We start from the raw sequence: 22,072 nt of genomic DNA on the forward strand, positions 1-22,072 counted from the left end.
CAATGGAAATATGGTAACTCTTCGGACGTCCCGCCCGAACCAAACTGCCCAAACTGCGCTAAGGTGGATAGATGATCGCGCATCTGCTCCTTATCTAGCCGCGCATTTCCGCGCGGCCGCCCCTCCCATGTCGAGGGGCTTTTGTATGTCCGGGGACTGAGCAGGACGGGCTTATTCGAAGGAGCGGTGCAGCGGCGGTGAAGGACAGCGAAGACGGTCACGAGTGATCAACAGACAGGGCAAGAACCAGTGAGCATGAATCCCACGGCGGAAGAGCCGGAAGCCGGCACCTACAGTTTCGCGGACATCGAAGCGAAATGGCTTCCGGTATGGGAGCAGCTCGATACGTTCAAGCCGGTGGACGACGGCAGCCGGGAACGCCGCTATGTCCTGGACATGTTCCCGTACCCATCGGGTGACCTTCACATGGGACATGCGGAAGCATTCGCCATGGGTGATGTTGTTGCCCGCTACTGGCGCCAGCTCGGCTACGACGTTCTGCACCCGATCGGCTGGGACTCCTTCGGTCTGCCGGCGGAGAACGCGGCCATCAAGCACAACGCGCACCCCAGTGAGTGGACCTACGCGAATATCGACACCCAGGCGGCCTCCTTCAAGCGCTACGCCATCAGCGCCGACTGGTCCCGACGGCTTCAGACTTCGGATCCTGAGTACTATCGCTGGACCCAGTGGCTGTTCCTGCGCTTTTTCGAGAAGGGGCTCGCCTACCGTAAGGACCACCCGGTCAACTGGTGCCCCAAAGACCAGACGGTGCTCGCGAATGAGCAGGTAGTCAACGGAGCGTGTGAGCGGTGTGGAAGTCCCGTCACCAAAAAAAGCCTGAACCAGTGGTACTTCCGCATCACCGATTACGCTGACCGCCTGCTCGAGGACATGGAGCCGTTGGCAGGGCACTGGCCGGAACGCGTGCTGGCGATGCAGCGGAACTGGATCGGGCGTTCCGAAGGCGCGCACGTCACCTTTGCCATCGAGGCCGACGGCGATCTGCCGCGCACCGACGTCACGGTCTTCACCACGAGGCCGGACACGCTTCACGGTGCCACGTTCTTCGTTGTCGCTGCGGATGCCGAATTGGCCACCGAACTGGTGACAAGCGAGCACGCTTCAGCACTGGCTGAATACCGGGAAAGCGTCAACACACTCAGCGACATTGAGCGTCAGTCCACCGAACGGGAGAAGACCGGCGTCTTCACCGGGCGCTATGCAGTAAACCCCCTCAATGGCGAAAAACTGCCTGTCTGGGCCGCCGACTACGTGCTCGCGGACTACGGCACCGGTGCTATCATCGCCGTTCCTGCACACGATCAGCGTGACCTCGACTTCGCCCGCGCCTTTGACCTGCCTGTCCGCATGGTCGTGGACACGGGAGAGGATGACCCGGCAGCCACAGGCAAGGCAACTACCGGCGAGGGAACGCTGGTGAATTCGGGGGAACTGGACGGTCTCCCCAAAGAGGCAGCGATCCAGCGTGCAATCGAACTCGTCGCTGCCCAGGGCACCGGCGAGCGCACTGTGAATTACCGGCTGCGGGACTGGCTGCTGTCCCGGCAGCGTTTCTGGGGCACGCCCATTCCGATCATCCATTGCGCTGCGTGCGGCGAAGTGCCGGTACCGGATGAGCAGCTCCCGGTACGTCTCCCCAGCGATCTGCGCGGAGAGGACCTGGCGCCCAAGGGCACATCGCCGCTTGCTGCCGCGACCGACTGGGTCAATGTCCGCTGTCCCCAGTGTTCCGGCCCTGCCAAGCGGGATACCGATACGATGGACACCTTCGTGGACTCGTCCTGGTACTATCTCCGATTCGCCGACCCGCAGTCCGAAGACGCACCATTCGATTCCGCCAAAGTCAATGAGTGGCTGCCGGTCGGCCAGTACGTCGGCGGTGTGGAGCACGCAATCCTCCATCTGCTGTACAGCAGGTTCTTCACGAAGGTCCTGTTCGATTTGGGCCTGGTCAACTTCACGGAGCCATTCTCTGCGTTGCTGAACCAGGGCCAGGTGCTCAACGGCGGTAAGGCAATGAGCAAGTCGCTGGGCAACGGCGTCAACCTCGGCGAGCAGCTCGACCGTTACGGTGTCGATGCCATCCGCCTCACCATGGTCTTTGCCTCCCCACCGGAAGATGACGTTGACTGGGCGGATGTGTCGCCGTCGGGCTCTGCGAAATTCCTCGCCCGCGCCTGGCGCCTCGGTGCCGACGTCACCTCCGAGCCCGGGGTCGATGCCGCTTCCGGTGACCGTGCACTGCGTTCGGTCACCCACCGCACCCTTGCCGATGCCGCCGACCTGGTGCGAAACAACAAGTTCAACGTCGTCATCGCCAAGGTCATGGAACTGGTCAACGCCACCCGCAAGGCCATTGATTCGGGAGCCGGCGGCGCTGATCCGGCTGTGCGTGAGGCAGCGGAGGTTACGGCTGTCATCCTCAGCCTTTTCGCCCCCTACACCGCGGAAGACCTTTGGGAGCGGCTGGGCCACCCGGCCTCAGTGGCGGCTGCCGGTTGGCCGGCGGTGGATGAGTCGCTGTTGGTGCAGGACACTGTCACGGCCATCGTGCAGGTGCAGGGCAAGGTGCGCGACCGCCTGGAAGTGCCTGCTGACATCACGGAAGACGCATTGCGTGAGTTGGCGCTCGGTACGGCGCAGGTGCAGCGGACGCTGGCGGGCAGGGATATCCGGACGGTCATCGTCCGCGCCCCTAAACTGGTGAACATCGTTCCGGCCTGATCGGCCAGGAAGCAGGTTTCGCCGTGGCATGGTTTGACCGCCGTGCGGGCCGCGCCATCGTCGGAACAAAACAGGCCGCGGAAGCGGTAGCCGCGGAACCGACGACGGCGGTCGTGACGGATTCCGCCGCCGCGTTCCCACAGGCGTGGGTCACCGGCGGTGGTCCTGCCGCGGGCGTCGCCATCGTGCCGATGCCGGTCATCATCTCGGGCCGCCATTACGGCGAGGGATCCGACAATCTCCTGGAGCCGCTCTCCGTAGCACTGGTCGAAGGGGCAGAAGTCCGAACCTCGAGGCCATCGCCTGGCCACTTCCAGAACGTGTACCGGCGGCTGGAGCGCGAAGGCGCCAGTGAGATCGTTTCGATTCACCTGTCCGGGAAGCTGTCCGGATCGGTCGACGCCGCTCGCTGGGCTGCACGCACTGTCTCCATTCCTGTGCATGTTGTCGATAGCGGCACGGTGGGAATGGCGCAGGGATGCGGGGTTGCTGCGGCGGTTGTTGCGCTCCGAGACGGGGCGAGCGCCACCGCGGCCGCCGATCGCGCTGCTGCCGTCTGTGCCCGAACGCGGCTGCTGTTCTACGTACCCAGTCTGGAGCAACTGCGCCGCGGCGGCCGGATAGGTGCTGCGGCCGGCTTCGTCGGCGCGCTGCTTGCGGTAAAGCCGCTCCTGACCGTGCGGAATGGAGCAATAGAGCCGCTGGAGAAAGTGCGCACCGCCGTGCGCGCCAGGCAGCGCCTCGAAGAACTGGTGAATGAGGACATTGGCCGCCGCGCGGGTGGGAGCGTCGTAGCGTTCCACTATTTCGGCAACAGACCGGACGCGGAGGCAGCGGCAGCGCGGGCGCCGAACGGAGCCGAGACTGTCCTGACCCAGATGCCGGCCGTGCTCGCCGCCCACACCGGCCTTGGCGTTCTCGCTGTTTCCGTTTCCGATCCTCTGGGTTAAAAGCGCAATTGATCCTTACTCCACATTCGTGGAGATCCGGGAGGCTTGTGCACATTCGTGACCGATACAACCTATCGGTGGGCACAACGTTCCTACGCTGATCCCATGGCAAGGCATCGCTGGGCAACGGGGGAGCGCACCCCCGGTCCGGACCGATTGGACCGCGTACTCAACCTCCACCGCGGGGAGCGGGATACGGAAGCTGAGCCGGATGTTGAAGGGGAGCGAGGCGCAGAGACAGCCTGGCCAGAATTCGGCTGGACAGTAACAACGGACGACGGCGCGGGCAATACCGCGGAGAAATCGACATCGGACAGGGACGGCAGTCCTCTTCGTTCCGGCGTGGCCGGAACGAGCCTTCCCCTTGCGGAACGTGGACGCTCCGGCCGGAGATGGGTGGCCACGCGTCGGGCCGCGTTGGTCGCCGCCGGCTGCGCCCTCGTAGTCGGCGGTTGGCAATTCATCAGCACCGACCGCGAGGAGACCCAGGTAGTGCCGATCGCGCCTCCCGCAGCAGCGGGTGAAGCTGATTCAGCGGGCGGCCCGGAGTCACCGGCCGAAGCCGCCGCTCCCGTCGAGGAAGCGATAGACGCCGGTGCGGCCGGTCAAGGCTCCGGCGGTGCGCAGGGCGAAACCGTCGTCGTCCATGTTGCCGGAGCAGTCCAGACTCCCGGCGTAGTAGAAATAGCCGCAGGATCGAGGGTATTCGAGGTGTTGGAGAAGGCAGGCGGCGCGCTGCCTGAAGCGGAGCTCTCAGCCATCAACCTGGCTGCGGTGGTACAGGACGGGCAGCAAATCCTAATCCCGCGTGCCGGCGACCCACTGCCGCCCGCCGGCGGCGCACCTGAGCCGGAGCCGGGATCCCAGGGATCGCTCGTGAATCTCAACACCGCGGACCTTCCGGAGCTTGAGGAGCTTCCCAGGGTCGGCCCCGTCCTCGCTGAGCGCATCATGGAGTGGCGAACGCAGCACGGTCCGTTCGCGCGTCCCGAAGACCTCGATGCGGTGCCGGGTATCGGTCCGGCGATGCTCGAATCGCTGCTGCCCCTGGTGACCGTCTGAATGGCACGCGCCGGGTCAAGCCGGTGGCAGGTCTTCGTCCGGTCCGCCGCCCAAACTCCTAATCCGAGCCCGACGGCCGCCCTGGCCAGCAGAGATCGTGCGCTGAAACGGCTGACGGTGCACCGTTCCCGCACGCAACAGCGGCCGACGGCGGACCAGCCGAGCCCGGCGAGGGATCTTCGACTATTGCCGGGAGCGGTTGCTGCTTGGGGCACGGCAGCGTGGGTCATTCGTCTGGATGGTCAGGGCGCCCTGGTGCTGGGCGGTGTGCTGGCGCTGTGCGCGGTTGGTTGCGGCGCCGTCGTCGTTCGGGGTAGGAGCAGCAATCCCGCCGGGCGGGTCCTGCTCGTCGTCGCCGGCGTTGCAGCTATGGTGTGCTTCGCTGCGACCGGTCAGCTGGAACAGCGTGCTTCCGCTCCGCTGGCAGCTGCCATCTCGGCAGAGGCGCACGTTACGGTGACCCTCCGCCTGGCCTCGGATCCGCGGGAGGCATCAGCCGATGGACCGGACGGAACTTCACGATGGCTCGTCGAAGCTGAGATTCTCGAAGGAACGTTCAACGGGTCAAGATTCACGGCGAGCACGCCGGTGGTTGTGCTTGGCAACGCTGCCTGGAGCAAAGCGGCGCACGGCGATGTCGTCAGTTCGGCCGCGAAGCCGCTGGCAACAGAGCCCGGTGCACGAGCCGAAGCTCTGCTGATCGCGACGACGGCCCCGGCGCTGCAGGAGGGAGAACCGGGCGCAGAATCCCTGGTGGAGCGGTTGCGCGAGCGCTTCCTTGCGCTGTCGTCTTCCATTGCTGTGCCCGACGACGGTTTGATGCCCGGCATGGTCATCGGCGCGCGGTCCGCGGTTGGACAGGATCTGGTAGAGACGATGAAGGCCACAGGGCTGACCCACCTGACGGCTGTTTCCGGGGCCAACTGCAGCTATGTACTCGCGTTCGTGTTCCTCCTGTGCCGGGCATGCCGGTTGCCGAGGTGGGCCGCGGCAGTAGGGGGCGTGGCCGCGCTGGTGGGATTCGTCTTGCTGGTGCGGCCGGAGCCGAGCGTCCTGAGGGCCGCAGTGATGGGCGCGATCGGGGTGCTCGCCGTCCTTACCGGACGGGGAAGGTTGTCCATGACTCTCCTGTTCCTGTCCATCGCCGCGCTGCTGGCCGCGGATCCCTGGCTGAGCACCGAGTACGCGTTCGTCCTGTCCGTTGCGGCCACCTGCGGGCTGGTGCTCGCGGGCCCGCTCCTGGCGGCGCGTTTGGCCTCGTTGCTGCCGCTGTGGACAGCCCAACTCATTTCTGTCCCGCTTGCCGCCCAGCTGTTCTGCTCACCGGTTCTGGCCCTCATCCAGCCAAGCGTGCCGACCTACTCGCTGCCGGCGAACATCGCTGCGTCACCGCTCGTTCCCTTCATCACCATCTCCGGCATGGTGGCGGTGGTCCTTGTGGCGCTGGCGCCGTGGGCAGCCGCGCCGTTCGCCTTCGCCGCCGGCTGGGCGGCAGTGGGGGTAGCGGAGATTGCACGGTTCTTCGCCTCGGCTCCGTTCGCTGCCATTCCCTGGCCCCCGGGAATCGGAGGTGCGGTCCTGACGGCCCTGATCAGCGTGGTCGTCCTGGTTGCAGTGGTGTGGTGGCCGCGAGTGTGGTCGTTAGTGAGAAGTGCCTTCAGAGCGCCAGCTGATGTGTGTGTAAAGGGAGAGGGATCGCGTACAGGACGACCAGGCCTGGCGGGAGTTATTCAACCTGCTGCCTGGGTTGCTGCGGGTTGCGTGCTTGGCGTCGTCGTTCTGTGGATACTGAGCGGCGCACGTGGGTACGGATCAGGGAACTGGACGGTCGCCGCCTGCGACGTGGGGCAGGGAGATGGCCTTGCCGTCAGGACCGGTCCGCGCAGCGCAATGGTGGTCGACGCCGGCCCGGATAGGGACTTGATGGATGCCTGCCTTGACCGGCTCGGTGTCGACACGGTGGATTTGTTCATGCTCACCCACCTGCACGAGGACCATTACGGTGGAGTCGCCGGGGTATTCGAAGGCCGCTCCGTTCACCGCCTGCTCTTCTCGACGGCCGAGGACTCGCTGCCGCAGGTGGTGGCAGAGGCAGCGGCGGACGCAGATGTGACACCGGAGAAAGCAGAGGCCGGGGTTGGTGGCACCGCGGGGACTGTGGGCTGGTCCGTACTCTGGCCGGCTCCGGAATCTCCCATCGGCTCGGAGAACAACGCGTCGGCGGTCGTGCTTGCGACGGTGCCAGGCGATGAGGGAGATCCGGACGTGGACATACTCCTCACCGGTGACCTCGAGGAAGATGCCGCCGACCGCTTCCTTGCCGGGCACACGCAGCTGGCTGCAACCGGTGTTGATGTACTTAAAGTGGCGCACCATGGCGCCCGGAACGGCGGTGCGGCCGTGATAGAAGCGTTGTCTCCGCGGCTGGCATTGATCTCAGCGGGAATGCGCAACAATTACGGCCATCCGCATCCGGAAACGCTGGAAGCGCTGGAAGCGGCGGGTGTGCATGTCGCCCGCACAGACCTGCTCGGCACCATACTGCTTACGTTCGAGGGTGGTGCCATCCATGTCGAGTCCCGGGGATGAGTTGGACCCTTCGTGCACCCGTGGCAAAGTTGAGCCAGCCTACCCCTATCGATCAGGAGCTACACCGTGTCCCCAAGCCCTGCAGGTTCGGTAACTGCGAGCTGGCGGGAGGTTGCCCCAGCGCCCGTCATCCTGCTGCTCGGTCCGGAGGACTACCTCGCAACGCGTGCCTTCCAGTCCGTCCGCCACCGGATGCGCCAGGAAGAGCCTGATGCCGAAACTGTCCGCCTCGACGCCGCAAATTACGAGGCCGGGTCCTTGATCCTGCTGGGAAGCCCTTCCCTGTTCGGCGGTACGCAGATCCTCGAAGCACGGGGGCTTGCCCAGATGAACGACGCGTTCCTGCAGGACGCACTCGAGTATGTTTCCGACCCCGCTCCGGACGTGGTGCTCGTTATGCATCACGCGGGCGGTACGCGCGGCAAGAAGTTGCTTGATGCGCTCAAGGCGAGGAAAGCCGTCGTGGTTGAGTGCCAGTCCCTGAAGAAGGACTCCGACAAGATCGACTTCGTGACCGCGGAGTTCCGCAATGCACGGCGCCGGATCGAACCCGACGCGGTACGCGCCCTCGTTGCCGCCGTGGGATCGAGCCTGTCTGAACTGGCGGCGGCTTGCCATCAGCTCGGTTCGGATTCTGACGGACTGATCACCGCCGAAATGGTGGAAAAGTACTACGGTGGCCGAATCGAAGCAACCGGCTTCAAAGTAGCTGACGCCGCACTCGCCGGCCGCGGTGGGCAGGCGCTCGCAATGCTCCGCCACGCGTTATCAACAGGAGCCGACCCTGTGCCGCTTGTCGCTGCCCTCGCCATGAAACTGCGTGCTGTGGCGAAGCTCTACGGGGTGCGCGGCAGCTCCGGCCAGCTTGCCAAGGAGCTTGGGATGGCCCCCTGGCAGGTCGATCAGGCCCGACGTGAAGCACAGCGCTGGTCACCGGAGGGCCTGAACCACTGCATCCAGGTCCTCGCGGAAGCCGATGCGCAGGTCAAAGGCGAGGCCCGGGATCCCATCTACGCCGTCGAGCGCGCCGTCACAGCTATTGCCCTCGGTGGTTCTGCACCTGGTTAAACATCGACCCGGTCAATCATGCACCCGGTTAAACAGCAGTGGCCGGCCCAAGGGCCGGCCACGCAGCTTTAACGCCGCCAAAGTGGAAGCACTCAGGCGAGGTTGTTAACCCTCTTCGCGATTCCCGACTTACGGTTGGCCGCGTTGTTCTTGTGCAGAACGCCCTTGCTGACGGCCTTGTCCAGCTTGCGGCTGGCAACGGCCAGCGCAGCAACCGCACCATCCTTGTCGGTGGAATTCACCGCAGTGTTGACGGCGCGGATAGCGGTCTTCAGCTCGGACTTGACCGAGTTGTTGCGCTGACGGGCCTTCTCGTTGGTGAGGATGCGCTTTTTCTGGGACTTGATATTTGCCACGTATAAGACTCTCTTTGTATTGCGGACTGGTCGTGAGGGATTTTCGGTGTGGCCAGTGACTGAGCGGCGTGGGGATACCGGGCGGCCGAGCCGAAGTGCCCGTCGACCTGCGCGGACACACAGCTATATAGGTTACCAGAAACCGCGCACAATCTCCGGTCAGCAGGATGACGGCGGTTCTTGCACCTGTGTATCGGCGGCCCAGTGGGTGAACCCATACGCCATCGCCAACAGCGTACCGGCTGCCCTGGCGCCAATTCCAAGGTCTGCAGGTGGCCGTGGGACAATGGACAACGCACGCTGCACGTGGTCCCGATGCAACGTCGGCGTCTTGCCGCAGCGGTCGTGCCGCAAGCTGTCCGAGTTCCACCAGCCGCCCCGAAGAAGTAACCCCAAGAAGTAAGAGGTACCGAGTGTCTCCCATGGCCCGCACCGCCCCGGTGCCCGCTGCCACGGATCCAGCGATCATCAGGAACTTCTGCATCATCGCCCATATCGATCACGGAAAGTCCACTCTTGCGGACCGCATGCTGCAGCTCACCGGCGTCGTTGAGCAGCGGGACATGAAGGCCCAGTACCTGGACCGGATGGATATCGAACGTGAGCGCGGGATCACCATCAAGTCGCAGGCCGTGAGGCTCCCGTGGGAGCTTGATGACGTGAGCTACGCACTCAACATGATCGATACTCCAGGCCACGTGGACTTCACCTACGAGGTGTCGCGGTCGCTCGCTGCATGTGAGGGAGCGATCCTCCTGGTCGACGCCGCACAGGGAATTGAGGCGCAAACTCTTGCCAACCTGTACCTCGCAATGGAAAACGACCTTACGATCATTCCGGTGCTGAATAAGATCGACCTGCCTGCGGCCCAACCCGAAAAGTACGCGGCGGAGCTCGCGAGCCTGATCGGCGGCAACCCCGAGGACGTACTTCTTGTCTCTGGAAAGACCGGCGTCGGTGTCGAAGCGCTGCTGGACAAGATTGTCCGGGATCTCCCCCCACCGGTGGGCGACGCGAACGCGCCGGCACGCGCCATGATCTTCGACTCGGTCTATGACACCTATCGCGGGGTTGTGACTTACGTTCGGGTGGTTGACGGGCACCTGAGTCCACGTGAGCGCATCCAGATGATGTCAACCCGTGCAAGCCACGAACTTCTCGAGATTGGCGTCAGCTCACCGGAGCCCACCCCGTCCAAGGGCTTGGGCGTGGGTGAAGTCGGTTACCTCATCACCGGGGTCAAGGATGTCCGCCAGTCCAAAGTCGGTGATACAGTCACCAACCTGGCCAAGCCTGCCTCGGCGTCGTTGAGCGGCTACGCGGATCCCAAACCGATGGTTTTCTCCGGCCTGTACCCCCTGGACGGAGCGGACTACCCGGTGCTTCGCGATGCGCTCGAGAAGCTGATGCTCAACGATGCCGCGCTGGTCTATGAGCCTGAGACCTCGGCCGCGCTGGGATTCGGTTTCCGAGTGGGATTCCTCGGCCTGCTGCATCTGGAAATCACCCGTGAGCGCCTCGAACGTGAATACAACCTGAGCCTGATTTCGACCGCGCCCAACGTGGAATACGAAGTGACGCTCGAGGACAAGAACGTGGTGCACGTCACCAACCCCAGCGAGTATCCCGTCGGGAAGATTGCTGCCGTGCGGGAACCGATGGTTTCCGCGACCATCCTTGCACCGAATGAGTTCGTCGGTGCCATCATGGAACTGTGCCAGAGCCGACGTGGTGTCATGGGCGGAATGGACTACCTTTCGGAAGACCGGGTGGAAATCCGGTATCGGCTTCCCCTGGCCGAGATCGTCTTTGATTTCTTCGACATTCTGAAGTCACGGACCCGCGGGTATGGGTCATTGGACTGGAAGGCCGATGGCGACCAGGTAGCCGATCTGGTCAAGGTAGACATCATGCTGCAGGGCGAGCAGGTGGATGCCTTCTCCGCCATCACACACCGGGACAAGGCATATGCCTATGGCGTGATGATGACGGGGAAGCTGCGGGAATTGATTCCGAGGCAGCAGTTCGAGGTTCCCATCCAGGCCGCCATCGGTTCACGGATCATCGCGCGTGAGAGCATCCGCGCCATCCGTAAGGACGTCCTCGCCAAATGCTATGGCGGTGACATCACCCGAAAGCGCAAGCTGCTTGAAAAGCAGAAGGAGGGCAAGAAGCGCATGAAGATGGTCGGACGCGTCGAGGTGCCGCAGGAAGCGTTCATTGCCGCCCTGTCCTCCGACAGCAGCAAGGACAAAGCGAAGAAGTGACAGCACCCGCTCGGGAGGGCGACCGTGCCTAGTACGCTGCCTCTCGGAGATCCCTCCCCAGCCGACGGCGTGCTGTCACCTGCCGCAGCCGCAGGCTCGCCGGACCGCGATTTCGGCCTGTACGTCCACATACCGTTCTGCGCAGTGCGCTGTGGTTACTGCGACTTCAATACGTACACGGCGGCCGAACTCGGTGGGGGAGCGTCTCAGGCGAGCTACGCGCATACGGTACAGCGTGAGCTGGAGTTCGCCGGGGGCGCGCTGGCAAAGTCGGGCGTCGCCCATCGCCCCCTGAACACCGTCTTCTTCGGGGGCGGGACTCCCACACTGCTTCCGTCACAGGATCTTGCACGGGTTCTACAGACCGCGAAAAACGTTTGGGGGCTGGAGCCTGGAGCCGAAGTGACAACGGAGGCCAACCCGGACTCGGTTTCCCCGGAATCGCTGGAGGAACTAGCCCGTGCCGGGTTCACCAGGGTGTCCTTCGGAATGCAGTCGGCGGTACCGCACGTGCTCGCCGTACTCGATCGGACGCACTCTCCGGAGCGGGTCCCCCTTGCCGTTGAGTGGGCGCGCGCGGCAGGGTTGAAAGTCAGTCTCGACCTGATCTACGGCACACCCGGCGAACAGCTTTCCGACTGGCAGGCATCCCTCGAAGCGGCGCTCAGCCTCACACCTGACCACCTGTCTGCCTACGCCCTGATCATCGAGGACGGCACTGCGCTGGCACGGCGGATCCGTCGTGGCGAGGTGCCTATGGTCGACGACGACGATCATGCCGACAAGTACGAACTTGCTGAGGACATGCTGCGGTCCGCGGGCATGTCCTGGTACGAGGTGAGCAACTGGGCGCGCACCGGCGAGGATCGGTGCCGCCACAATTTGGCCTATTGGAAAGGTCACGACTGGTGGGGCGCCGGGCCCGGCGCCCATTCGCACGTGGGCGGCACCCGTTGGTGGAACGTAAAGCATCCCGCCGCCTATGCGCAGCGCCTGGGCGCCGGTACGTCACCTGCCGCCGGGAGGGAAACCTTGGACGAATCCGCCCGCTATGTGGAGGACGTCCTGCTGCGCACAAGACTTGCGGAGGGCTTTCCCACGGCAGGTCTGCAGCCCGGCGGACGCCGTGCAGTGGCCGGCCTGATTGCCGACGGCCTGATCGATCCCGCTGAGGCGTTCAAAGGTGTTGTTCGCCTGAGCGGGCGGGGACGGTTGCTTGCCGACGCCGTCGTTCGCCGCCTGCTGCCTGACTGACCTGACTGATGCCTTACTGAACTTCGGGTAGGGCTAGTGGAAGATCCGCAGGTTGAAGGGGTAGCGGTACGGCTTGCCACGGTTGACGTGAATGCCCGCCGCAACTGAGAACGCAGCGAGCATCACCCAGATGAGGGCATTGAAAACTGCGAAAATTCCGCCGACCCCGGGGATCAGGGAGAGCAGCAGGCAAACGCCCGCAAGGATGCTCGGAGGGAAAGTGAAGTTGAAGGCTTCCTTCGATTCCTGTTCCGTGAATGGCCCCCGGTCACGGAAGATCAGGAAAATGATCAAGGACGGAACGAACCCAAGTATTCCGAGAAAGTGGGCGAGCGTAGCCCATTGGCGATCGTCGGACGGACTCAGCGGTGGAGCACTGGAACTGGCACCCTGGAATCCGGGGACGTCGTCCCCGGATGCCGAACGTGACTGGGCGTCACCGTGCCGGTCGGCGCTGTTAGACAACGAAACTTCCTTCGGAGTGGGACTTCACCGCGCGTAGGCGCAGAACTTACCTCCCTAGGGTACTTGGTGCGTCGGCCCGATGCAGTCCTCCGCGGTTGCGCAAGGGAGCCCTGCAATCAGGTCCCTGTTACGGGAGCGGTGAGGAAATCGATGACTTCCTCGACGCGGGCCAGTAGCGACGGTTCAAGGTCCGCATAGGTGCTGACTCCGCCCAGTATGCGCTTCCAGCCATTGGCGGTGTCTGCCTGGGTGGAGTGCGGCCAGCCCAACCGGCTCAGTATGCCGGTTTTCCAGTCTTCGCCGCGGGGAATGACGGGCCAGGCATCTAGACCGAGGGCGCGGGGCTTCACTGCCTGCCATACATCGACGTAGGGATGCCCAACGATCAGTACGTTCCGGGCTGCGCCGGGCACCGCCATCGCCTTCTCCGCGATCCTTGCCTCCTTGGTGCCAGGCAGCAGGTGATCCACGAGGATACCCAGACGGCGACCAGTGGAGGGAGCGAAGTCGCGGACGGCTCCGGCCAGGTCGTCAACTCCGTGCAACGGCTCGACGACGATCCCCTCGACCCGCAGGTCATCTCCCCACACCTTCTCCACCAGTTCGGCGTCGTGCTTGCCCTCGACCCAGATCCTGCTTGCCCGCGCGGTACGAGCGCGCTCTCCTGCAACGCGAACGGAGCCGGACGCAGTACGCTGCGGAGCCGCGGCCTGTTCAAGTGCGGCAACCATTTCTACCGGCGACCCCTCATGGTGGAAGCCGAAGCCGAGCGGGAAGGTGCGCCGCTTGCCGCGGCGATCCTCCAGAATCATCACGTGCATTCCGCCGGACTTCTCAGTGCGGAGTATCTCGCCCACGAATCCGCTCTGCACGTCCTCCAGGACAACGCCGGGGCGGGCTTCAACCCTGGCCAGCACGGTGCGCCGGCGGTTCGCGAGGTCTTGTGCACCCCACTGGTGATAGGACATGGAACTTCACTCGCTTCCGCTACCGGCCTGCCGTCAGAACAGGCAGAGCCAATGCTAACAATCGCGTGGAACGTATTAGACTTGGCACTTAGGTGTGTTGAGTGCTAACTCAGGAACCGGACAATACCGGGCAGACAGTACATCGGAGGTGAACATGAGCGAGCCCAGGCGGCTTGAAGTCCTGCGAGCCATCGTTGAGGATTACGTGCATTCGCGCGAGCCGGTGGGGTCGAAGGCTTTGGTTGAACGCCATCAGCTGGGTGTGTCCTCGGCGACAATCCGCAATGACATGGCACTTCTGGAAGAAGAAGGCCTCATCACCGCCCCGCATACCAGCTCAGGCCGCATTCCGACGGACAAGGGTTACCGGTTGTTCGTGGACCGGATCGCCGAGGTCAAACCGCTGTCAGCACCAGAGAAGCGGGCCATCCGTGCCCTTCTGGAAAGCGCTGAGGACCTCGATGACGTCCTGGATCGCACCGTTCGGCTGCTGGCTCAGCTGACCAATCAGGTTGCCGTGGTGCAGTACCCGCACCTGGGTGCAGCCTCCGTTCGCCATATCGAACTCGTTCTGCTTGCGCCCGGCCGCGTGCTCGTGGTGCTGATTTCCACGAACGGGGCGGTACAGCAGCGCGTGGTACCCGTCCCTGCGCAGGCCCAGGAAAACGAGTTGAGCGATCTGCGCCAGCGATTCCTGGAGAAAGTATCGGGCGTGCGGCTGCCGTCTGTGCCGCAGGAACTGAACTCGTGCATCGCTGAGCTTCCGCCGGCGCTGAGGCCGCTCGGACAAGCACTCGCCCAGGGCCTGCAGCAGTTATCGGCTGCCAGCCGTGAAGACCGCATAGTCCTTGCCGGCACCGCCAACCTGGCACGGTCCACCCTCGATTTTCCGCTCACGATCGGCCCGGTCCTGGAGGCTCTTGAAGAACAGGTCGTCATGCTCCGTCTGCTCTCAGAGATGGAGCAGGATGCTTTGGGTGTCTCTGTCCGCATCGGACGCGAGAATCCGCACGGGGGGCTTGCGGAGGCCTCGGTCATTGCTACCGGCTACGGACCGGACTCCCTGGCGAAGGTGGGAATCCTCGGTCCCACCAGAATGGACTATCCCACCACCATGGCTGCCGTGAGGGCGGTGGCCCGTTATCTTTCCCGCATCCTTGATGAATCCTGACGGGATGACGGAGCCCACAAACACCAGCCGCTCACGCGGTGAGATTACAGGAAGTGATGTGCAGGAGTGAGTAATCACTACGAGGTCCTTGGCGTTGCACGCGATGCCAGCGGCGAAGAAATCAAAAAGGCCTACCGGAAGCTCGCCCGCAAGCTTCATCCGGACGTCGCCGCCGGCCCTGAAGCGGCCGAAGAGTTCAAGCTCGTAACCCGCGCTTACGAGGTCCTCTCGGACCCGCAGAAGCGGAGGGTTTATGACACCACGGGCAACGAGAACGGCACCGATAACGGGTTCGGCGGCGGCTATTCCGGTTCCGGGTTCGCCTTCAACGACATCTTCGAGACGTTCTTCGGAGGAGGCGGCCCCAGCGGCCCGCCGTCGCGGACCCAGCGGGGACAGGACGCGCTCATTGCCGTCCGCATTGACCTTCGGGACGCCGTATTCGGTACCAATAAGAAAATTGAGGTTGACTCCGCTGCGGTGTGTCCTACGTGTGACGGATCCTGCACCCAGCCGGGCACGTCGCCGCGAACCTGCGACATCTGCGGTGGCTCCGGCCAGGTGCAGCGCGCGGTTCGCTCAATCCTCGGCCAGGTAATGACGACGGCGACCTGCGGCACCTGCCAGGGATACGGAACCGTTATCCCGCATCCCTGCAACGAGTGCAATGGTGACGGCCGTATCCGCTCCCGCCGCAGCCTCACCATCAAGGTGCCCGCCGGTGTCGCCACCGGAACCCGAATCCAGCTCGCCGGCCAGGGTGAGGTCGGCACTGCCGGTGGCCCCCAGGGAGATCTCTACGTGGAGATCCGGGTTAACAGCGACCCGACTTTCCTGCGCGAGGGTGATGACCTTCATGCCACTTTGAGTGTTCCCATGACGGCGGCCGCACTCGGCACCACCGTAACCATGACCAGCTTCGACGGCGACCAGGAGTTGATGATCAAGCCCGGCACCCAATCCGGCGAAGTGATCACTCTCAAGGGCCTTGGAGTTACCCACCTGCGTGGGTATGGCAGGGGGGACCTCCTGGTGCACCTGAGTGTGGAAACGCCGCGAAATCTCGACAGCGCTCAGGAAGATCTTGTTCGTCGCCTGGCGGAAATGCGCGGCGAGCAGTTCACCGAGGGCCAGCTCGCGAGCAGCGGATCAGGAGTTTTCGCCCGCCTTCGCGAACGGCTCGGAAATCTCTGACCGGCATCCGGAATTATGACCAATCACGCATTCTTCGGTGATCCGGCGGAGGTGCGCGCCGCCGTTACCGGGGGAACCCTGACACTGATCGGTTCGGAGGCACACCACGCCGCAACCGTAAAGCGGGTTGTGCCCGGCGAGACGATCGATGTGGTTGACGGGGAAGGGCGTCGCCTGAGCTGCACCGTCGCGAAGGCAACGCCCGCTGCCGTCGTGGTCGCGGTGGACAAGATGTCCTTCGATCCGCCTCCTGGGATGCGCATCGTCCTGGTGCAGGCACTGGCCAAGGGGGACAGGGCGGAGCTGGCCGTCGAGGCGGCTACGGAACTCGGCGTTGACGGGGTGCTTCCCTGGCAGGCAGATCGAAGCATTGTGCGCTGGCGCGCCGAGAAAGCCGCCAAGGGTCATGCAAAATGGCAATCCCTCGTCCGCACGGCTTCCAAGCAGAGCCGGCGCACGCGCGTGCCGGAAGTCTTTGGCGTGCTCGACAGTAAAGGCCTTGGGAATTGGCTGAGCGGAGTGGAACACGCGCTCCTGCTGCACGAGGAAGCAACTGAATCACTGGCCGACTATTGGAACCGTGCGCCGTTGGGCGGCACGGGAACTCTGGCCGTCATCGTTGGGCCGGAGGGCGGGATCAGCCCGCACGAACTTGAGATGCTCGCCGCCACCGGGGCTGTTCCGGTGCAGCTCGGTGCCAATGTTCTACGTGCTTCGACTGCGGGACCTGCGGCGATTGCCGTACTGAACCACCTGATCGGGCGCTGGTAGCGGCGAACTAGCGGATGCTGACCAGTTTGTCGTCAACAACAGCGTCGGCGGCAGGAGCTGTTCCCGGCTCTGATTCAGCGGGTTCGTAAACCTCGATGAGGAAGGTTCCCTGCTCCAAAGCGACGCTGAACTCATACAGCCCGATCATGCTGCTGCCCGCTTCCACGGGCACGGTTCCACCGACAACGTCTTCTGCCGGAACCCCTCCACCGTCCACACGCCGCACACGCCACTCAAGGGTTGGGTGCGCCGTAGTGGTGCTGCCCTGGACGATCACGGTTCCATCGGAGCGAACAGTGCCGTCCTGCGGGTTGATGATCCATACCGGCGCAACTGCGCTGACATCCCTCCCCAGGAGCGAACCCAGCTCAATGTGTCCGAACGCGTTGTAGCCGGCTTTGCCGTCGACCAGCAGGCGCACGCTGCTGGGACTGCCGCTTGCGATCAAGCCGGCACTGGCCGCCGCTGCCGTCGCGGTATACACCAACTGCTGAACTGCCCGTCCGGCAACTGCTGCGTCGATGCCGGCGGCGAAGGAATCGGAGGAGATGTCGATCGTGATCACGTTGTCCGGTGAGATCGAGGTGTTGACCGATGACGCTTCCTGCCAGGGGCTGTAATAGTCGTCGTCGAGCGGTTCGCTGCTTGTCATCGCCCATACGGCAGCGGCGATGGGATCGCCTGTCGATTCAGCAGGCAGGAACTCCCGGTAAAGGAGTCCGTTCGCCTCTCCGAGCCAGTACACAGGAAGGAGGGGGGCGGTGTCAGTCGCAGCAGGGCTCTGAAGGTCGATTTCCGGCATGCTCGCCGTCGACTCCAGCAACACTTCCGCCCCAGTCGCAATCTGTTGGGCGGACTCAGTTGGTCCTCCGATGGTGCAGGCCTGCACTGCCAGTGCCGCGACGACGACGATGGAACCCTTCCAGCGACGCCCGCTGATGCGGCGACCGGGGAGAGGAAAGACGCCCATGCGTGTCAATCTCCTCTCGACAATCCTCGCGAATGATTCATATGTGCGCAGGGGGCGGCCAAGGCGGCGCCATCCCAGACGAGAGTGGCACCAGCAGAGACCGGCACTGCAAGCAGTTCCAATCCAGCTTGGCATAGGAAGCGGCCGCTGCCGGGGGCTTTTCCGGATTGCCGCCGGACTGAAACGCGATTGATATCGGGCCGTTGCGTTCCTGAGATATTTGCCGATGCGAACTGATCAGTGGGTTCCGTCGACACACTCATTGCGAGCAGCGGAGAACGCGCGGCGGTACGCTAGTAACAGGCTCGTTTTGCGAGCCAGTTCCAGCACATGACCGGGCATCCGGCAGCACAAGGAGAGATGGAAGGCCCACGGGCCGATACTATGACGGATTCTGCAGTGGGTATGGGGGCAGCGGGCCTGGACAGCCGGGTTGTCCAATTCGATTCAGCTGACCAGATGGTGCAGGCTCTGGGCGCCAACGATGAGGCCCTGGCCATGATCGAAGCCGCTTTCCCAGGTGTGAGCCTCCACGTGCGCGGCAATGACCTCTCCATCACCGGCCCCGGAACAGACGTGGGCCGCACGGAGCGCCTGATAGGTGAAATACGCACCCTGGCCGCGAACCGGACGCCGGTGACGGCGCAGGTACTTGAACAGTTGCTCTTCATGCTCAAGACGCAGGGAGCCGCCAAACCGGCCGAAGTACTGTCGATAAATATTCTTTCGTCCCGCGGGCGCACCATCCGCCCCAAGACGGTGAACCAGAAGAATTACGTTGAGGCGATTGATACCAACACGATTGTTTTCGGTATCGGACCAGCAGGTACGGGAAAAACCTACCTGGCAATGGCCAAGGCGGTCCAGGCGCTTCAGCACAAGGAAGTCAACCGCATCATCCTGACCCGTCCGGCAGTCGAGGCAGGTGAGCGGTTGGGCTTCCTTCCGGGCACCCTTAACGACAAGATCGATCCGTACCTGCGCCCCCTGTATGACGCGCTTCACGACATGATGGATCCCGACTCGATCCCGCGCCTGATGGCCGCCGGAACGATCGAGGTCGCGCCGCTCGCCTATATGCGCGGCCGCACCCTGAATGACGCCTTCATCATTCTCGATGAAGCTCAGAACACCACACCGGAACAGATGAAGATGTTCCTCACGCGTCTCGGGTTCGGATCAAGGATGGTCGTGACCGGCGACGTCACCCAGGTCGATTTGCCCGGCGGAACCAGCTCCGGGTTGCGGGTAGTAAGTGAAATATTGCAGGGTGTTGACGACGTCGCATTCATGCGGTTGGACGCCACCGACGTCGTGCGCCATCGCCTTGTGGGTGACATTGTGTCCGCCTACAGCGAGTGGGACGAATCCCAGCGGATAGCAATGAACGGGCGCCGCAGCTCCGGGAAGGCAGGCCGCAATGAGCATTGAGGTCAACAACGAGTCAGGCGTCGAAGTCGATGACGAGTCGCTTGTCCGCCTCGGTCGCCACGTGCTTGAGCGCCTCTACGTGCATCCGGAGTCGGAGCTGTCCATCATCCTCGTTGACACTGACGCCATGGAGAAGCTCCACATCGAGTGGATGGACGAACCGGGCCCGACCGACGTCCTGTCCTTCCCCATGGATGAACTGCGTCCGGGGACCGCCACAAGGCCCACTGCTTCGGGCATCCTGGGTGACGTTGTCCTCTGCCCTGATGTAGCGCGCACCCAGGCGATGAGCGCCGGACACAGCATGCAGGAGGAACTTCTCCTGCTCACGACGCACGGCATGCTCCATCTGCTGGGCTTCGATCACGCGGAGCCGGAGGAGGAGAAAGAGATGTTCGGCCTTCAGCGCCAGCTCCTCGCGGATTTCCTGGGCGGCGCCGCGCCCCGGGAAACCACGCAGTGAGCATGCCCGCCTCAATGAAGCAGTCCTGCCCATGATCGTTTTCCTTTTGGCCCTGATGGGTATCATCTTCGTGTTGATCGCCGCGTTGGTGACGGCCGCCGAAGCGGCCTTCAGCTATCTGCCCCGCCAGGACGCGGAGGCCCACCTGCACGGACCGATGGGGAAGCCTGTCCGCCGCATTCTGGAATCTCCCGTTGCGCATATGCACGCGCTACGCTTCTGGCGCGTGTGGTTCGAAATGGCCGCCGCAGTTGCTGTTGCGCTCCTGTTTGCCGACGTCCTGGACAACATCTGGATCGCAGGGCTGCTTGCAACGGTGACGATGGCGGGGCTCGGCTTCGTGCTGGTGGGTGTGTCGCCTCGTCAACTGGGGCGCACCCATGCGGCAACCCTGGTGCCGTTGACAGCTCGGATGGTGGGCGTGCTGCGCTCCATTCTGGGTCCCATCCCGCGCTGGCTGGTCGGCATCGGAAGCGCCCTTTCTCCCGGATCCGCCCGTGCCGAGGCAGCCTTCTTCACTGAGGAGGAATTCAGGGAGCTGCTCTCCCGGGCGAATGAAGCAGAAATGATCGAGGACAGCGAAGCCGAGTTGATTCACTCGGTTTTCGAGCTTGGAGATACCAAGGTCCGGTCAGTGATGGTGCCGCGCACTGACATGGTATCCATCGAAGCTGGTTCCACCCTTCGGCAGGCAATGTCCCTCTTTCTCCGATCCGGTTATTCACGCGTGCCGGTCATCGGAGACAACGCTGACGATGTGCGCGGCATTCTTTATCTGAAGGACGTCGTCGCGGTACTGAACGGGCACAACCATAGCGACCGGGATCCCGTCGACGGCGTCTGCAGGGACGTTCGCTACGTGCCCGAGTCCAAACCGGTGGGAGACTTCCTGCAGGAACTCCAGCGGGAATCCACGCACGTGGCGATTGTGATCGATGAGTACGGCGGTACAGCGGGGCTGGTAACGCTCGAGGACCTGATCGAGGAGATTGTCGGCGAGATCGTTGACGAGTACGACTCCGAGGTACCCGAGATGGAGCAGTTGCCCGAGGGCGGATTCCGCGTCAGTTCCCGGATGAGCATTGATGACTTGGGGGAGCTCTTCGACCTGAACCTCGACGACGATGAGGTTGACACAGTCGGTGGGCTTCTGGCCAAAACCCTCGGCCGCGTGCCCATCGTCGGAAGCGAGGTCCGCATGGGTGACATCGCGCTGCGGGCTGAGCGGGTTGAAGGACGCCGCAACCGCGTCTCCCACATCCTGGCGTGGAAAATCGAGCGGCCCTTCGACGAGGACGCAGAGACAAGCACGGACAATGAAGTTTCAAGGGAAACGGTGGAAAACAAATGAGCACGCAGCAGTATCGGGCGGGGTTCATCTCGCTGGTCGGCCGGCCTAACGCAGGAAAATCCACCCTTACAAATGCGCTGGTCGGACAGAAGGTCGCCATTACCTCGGCCAAACCACAGACCACGCGACACACCATCCGGGGCATCGTGCACCGCGAAGACGCACAACTCATCCTCGTCGACACACCGGGCCTGCACCGGCCGCGCACTCTGCTGGGACAACGTCTGAATGACCTCGTGGCCGACACACTGGCGGAGGTCGACGCCGTGGGGTTCTGTCTGCCCGCCAACGAGCAGGTGGGACCGGGCGACCGCTACATCGCATCCCAACTCGCGCAGCTGTTGCGGAAACCGGTCATTGCTGTGGTGACGAAGGCAGACCTCGTTTCGAAGGAAGCGCTGGCGCGTCAGCTGCTCGCGGTCGCTGAGCTGGGTGGCGAGGTTCTGGGGGATGAAGGCTGGGCAGACGTCATACCGGTGTCTGCGGTGGACGGATACCAGGTTACGACGGTGGCCGACGTCTTCGCGTCCCATATGCCGCCTTCTCCACCGCTGTACCCGGATGGAGAACTCACCGACGAGCCGGAGGCTGTGATGGTCGCTGAGCTCGTGCGGGAAGCGGCGCTTGAGGGCGTGCGGGATGAACTGCCGCACTCGCTGGCCGTCGTAGTTGAGGAAATCGTTCCGCGCGAGGGCCGACCGGAGAATAACCCGCTCCTTGATGTGCGGGTGAACCTCTATGTTGAGCGTCCGTCGCAGAAGGCCATCATCATCGGAAAGGGCGGAGCCCGGCTCCGTGAAGTTGGAACGGTTGCCCGGAAGGGGATCGAAGCGCTTCTGGGAACAAAGGTTTATCTCGACCTGCACGTGAAGATAGCAAAAGACTGGCAGCGAGATCCCCGGCAGCTCGTCAAGCTCGGCTTCTGACTGTTGCCGGTTGTCAAGGCACTTCGGGCAGCACTTGCTCGTTGAGCTACAGATGCTCCGCTCGCCGG

The 22,072-nt window shown here is 63.6% G+C and carries 18 protein-coding genes; 14 read left to right on the plus strand and 4 right to left on the minus strand.

Translation table 11 applies throughout. The features are described from left to right. The first annotated feature begins 255 nt into the window (after positions 1 to 255). From leuS to holA, 5 genes are all read left to right on the plus strand, one after another. Complete coding sequence (leuS, locus tag Q0877_RS03735; RefSeq protein ID WP_299165806.1) at positions 256 to 2,748, plus strand: leucine--tRNA ligase; 2,493 nt, start codon at positions 256 to 258, stop codon at positions 2,746 to 2,748. A gap of 23 nt (positions 2,749 to 2,771) precedes the next feature. Then, the gene (locus Q0877_RS03740) at positions 2,772 to 3,698 is read left to right on the plus strand and encodes a DegV family protein (RefSeq protein WP_299165808.1); all 927 of its coding nucleotides are present in this window, start codon (positions 2,772 to 2,774) and stop codon (positions 3,696 to 3,698) included. A gap of 105 nt (positions 3,699 to 3,803) precedes the next feature. Continuing rightward, complete coding sequence (locus tag Q0877_RS03745) at positions 3,804 to 4,760, plus strand: ComEA family DNA-binding protein (protein ID WP_299165810.1); 957 nt, start codon at positions 3,804 to 3,806, stop codon at positions 4,758 to 4,760. Then, positions 4,761 to 7,349, plus strand: coding sequence for a ComEC/Rec2 family competence protein (locus Q0877_RS03750; protein WP_299165812.1), 2,589 nt, complete (start codon positions 4,761 to 4,763; stop codon positions 7,347 to 7,349). Between the two features lie 66 nt (positions 7,350 to 7,415). Further along, positions 7,416 to 8,417 carry a DNA polymerase III subunit delta gene (gene holA / locus Q0877_RS03755; RefSeq protein ID WP_299165814.1) on the plus strand — a complete coding sequence of 334 codons (1,002 nt, stop codon included), beginning with the start codon at positions 7,416 to 7,418 and terminating at the stop codon, positions 8,415 to 8,417. Positions 8,418 to 8,509: 92 nt separating this feature from the next. Here holA and rpsT read toward each other — a convergent pair whose 3' ends face one another. After that, the gene (gene rpsT / locus Q0877_RS03760) at positions 8,510 to 8,773 is read right to left on the minus strand and encodes a 30S ribosomal protein S20 (RefSeq protein WP_299165816.1); all 264 of its coding nucleotides are present in this window, start codon (positions 8,771 to 8,773) and stop codon (positions 8,510 to 8,512) included. A gap of 413 nt (positions 8,774 to 9,186) precedes the next feature. Between rpsT and lepA the strand changes: the two genes are divergently transcribed. Further along, on the plus strand, positions 9,187 to 11,040 hold the full coding sequence (gene lepA, locus Q0877_RS03765) for a translation elongation factor 4 (RefSeq protein WP_299165818.1): 1,854 nt from the start codon (positions 9,187 to 9,189) through the stop codon (positions 11,038 to 11,040). Positions 11,041 to 11,064: 24 nt separating this feature from the next. Beyond that, a complete protein-coding gene (gene hemW, locus Q0877_RS03770) occupies positions 11,065 to 12,294 on the plus strand; it encodes a radical SAM family heme chaperone HemW (protein WP_299165821.1) in 1,230 nt (409 codons plus the stop codon). A gap of 33 nt (positions 12,295 to 12,327) precedes the next feature. Here the strand turns inward: hemW and Q0877_RS03775 are convergent, their stop codons facing one another. Further along, positions 12,328 to 12,759, minus strand: a complete 432-nt coding sequence (locus tag Q0877_RS03775; RefSeq protein WP_299165823.1) for a DUF4870 domain-containing protein — start codon at positions 12,757 to 12,759, stop codon at positions 12,328 to 12,330. Between the two features lie 116 nt (positions 12,760 to 12,875). After that, a complete protein-coding gene (locus Q0877_RS03780) occupies positions 12,876 to 13,727 on the minus strand; it encodes a DUF3097 domain-containing protein (RefSeq protein WP_299165825.1) in 852 nt (283 codons plus the stop codon). 154 nt (positions 13,728 to 13,881) lie between these two features. Here Q0877_RS03780 and hrcA point away from each other — a divergent pair, with 154 nt between their 5' ends. The 3 genes from hrcA to Q0877_RS03795 all read left to right on the plus strand — a co-directional run bounded on the left by hrcA (position 13,882) and on the right by Q0877_RS03795 (position 16,863). Continuing rightward, positions 13,882 to 14,898 (plus strand): heat-inducible transcriptional repressor HrcA, encoded by a 1,017-nt coding sequence (gene hrcA, locus Q0877_RS03785; RefSeq protein WP_299165827.1) that lies wholly within the window; start codon positions 13,882 to 13,884, stop codon positions 14,896 to 14,898. 66 nt (positions 14,899 to 14,964) lie between these two features. After that, positions 14,965 to 16,092, plus strand: coding sequence for a molecular chaperone DnaJ (gene dnaJ / locus Q0877_RS03790; protein ID WP_299165829.1), 1,128 nt, complete (start codon positions 14,965 to 14,967; stop codon positions 16,090 to 16,092). A gap of 15 nt (positions 16,093 to 16,107) precedes the next feature. Further along, the gene (locus tag Q0877_RS03795; protein ID WP_299165831.1) at positions 16,108 to 16,863 is read left to right on the plus strand and encodes a 16S rRNA (uracil(1498)-N(3))-methyltransferase; all 756 of its coding nucleotides are present in this window, start codon (positions 16,108 to 16,110) and stop codon (positions 16,861 to 16,863) included. A 7-nt stretch (positions 16,864 to 16,870) separates the two neighbouring features. Here the strand turns inward: Q0877_RS03795 and Q0877_RS03800 are convergent, their stop codons facing one another. Next, positions 16,871 to 17,833: a GerMN domain-containing protein gene (locus Q0877_RS03800; RefSeq protein ID WP_299165833.1), complete on the minus strand. Its 963-nt coding sequence runs from the start codon at positions 17,831 to 17,833 to the stop codon at positions 16,871 to 16,873. A gap of 384 nt (positions 17,834 to 18,217) precedes the next feature. On the opposite strand from Q0877_RS03800, the gene Q0877_RS03805 reads away from it, so the two are divergent. Genes Q0877_RS03805 through era form a run of 4 tightly spaced genes read left to right on the plus strand, consistent with a single transcriptional unit; the run spans position 18,218 to position 22,004 of the window. Further along, positions 18,218 to 19,264, plus strand: coding sequence for a PhoH family protein (locus Q0877_RS03805; RefSeq protein ID WP_299165835.1), 1,047 nt, complete (start codon positions 18,218 to 18,220; stop codon positions 19,262 to 19,264). Beyond that, positions 19,254 to 19,727, plus strand: a complete 474-nt coding sequence (ybeY, locus tag Q0877_RS03810) for an rRNA maturation RNase YbeY (protein WP_299165837.1) — start codon at positions 19,254 to 19,256, stop codon at positions 19,725 to 19,727. The genes Q0877_RS03805 and ybeY overlap by 11 nt, the downstream gene beginning before the upstream one ends. A 31-nt stretch (positions 19,728 to 19,758) precedes the next feature. Beyond that, positions 19,759 to 21,078: a hemolysin family protein gene (locus Q0877_RS03815; protein WP_299165839.1), complete on the plus strand. Its 1,320-nt coding sequence runs from the start codon at positions 19,759 to 19,761 to the stop codon at positions 21,076 to 21,078. Beyond that, positions 21,075 to 22,004, plus strand: coding sequence for a GTPase Era (era, locus tag Q0877_RS03820; protein WP_299165841.1), 930 nt, complete (start codon positions 21,075 to 21,077; stop codon positions 22,002 to 22,004). The genes Q0877_RS03815 and era overlap by 4 nt, the downstream gene beginning before the upstream one ends. The last annotated feature ends 68 nt before the right edge of the window (positions 22,005 to 22,072 follow it).

This window comes from uncultured Arthrobacter sp. (assembly GCF_947495145.1).
Taxonomy (GTDB): Bacteria; Actinomycetota; Actinomycetes; order Actinomycetales; family Micrococcaceae; genus Arthrobacter_D.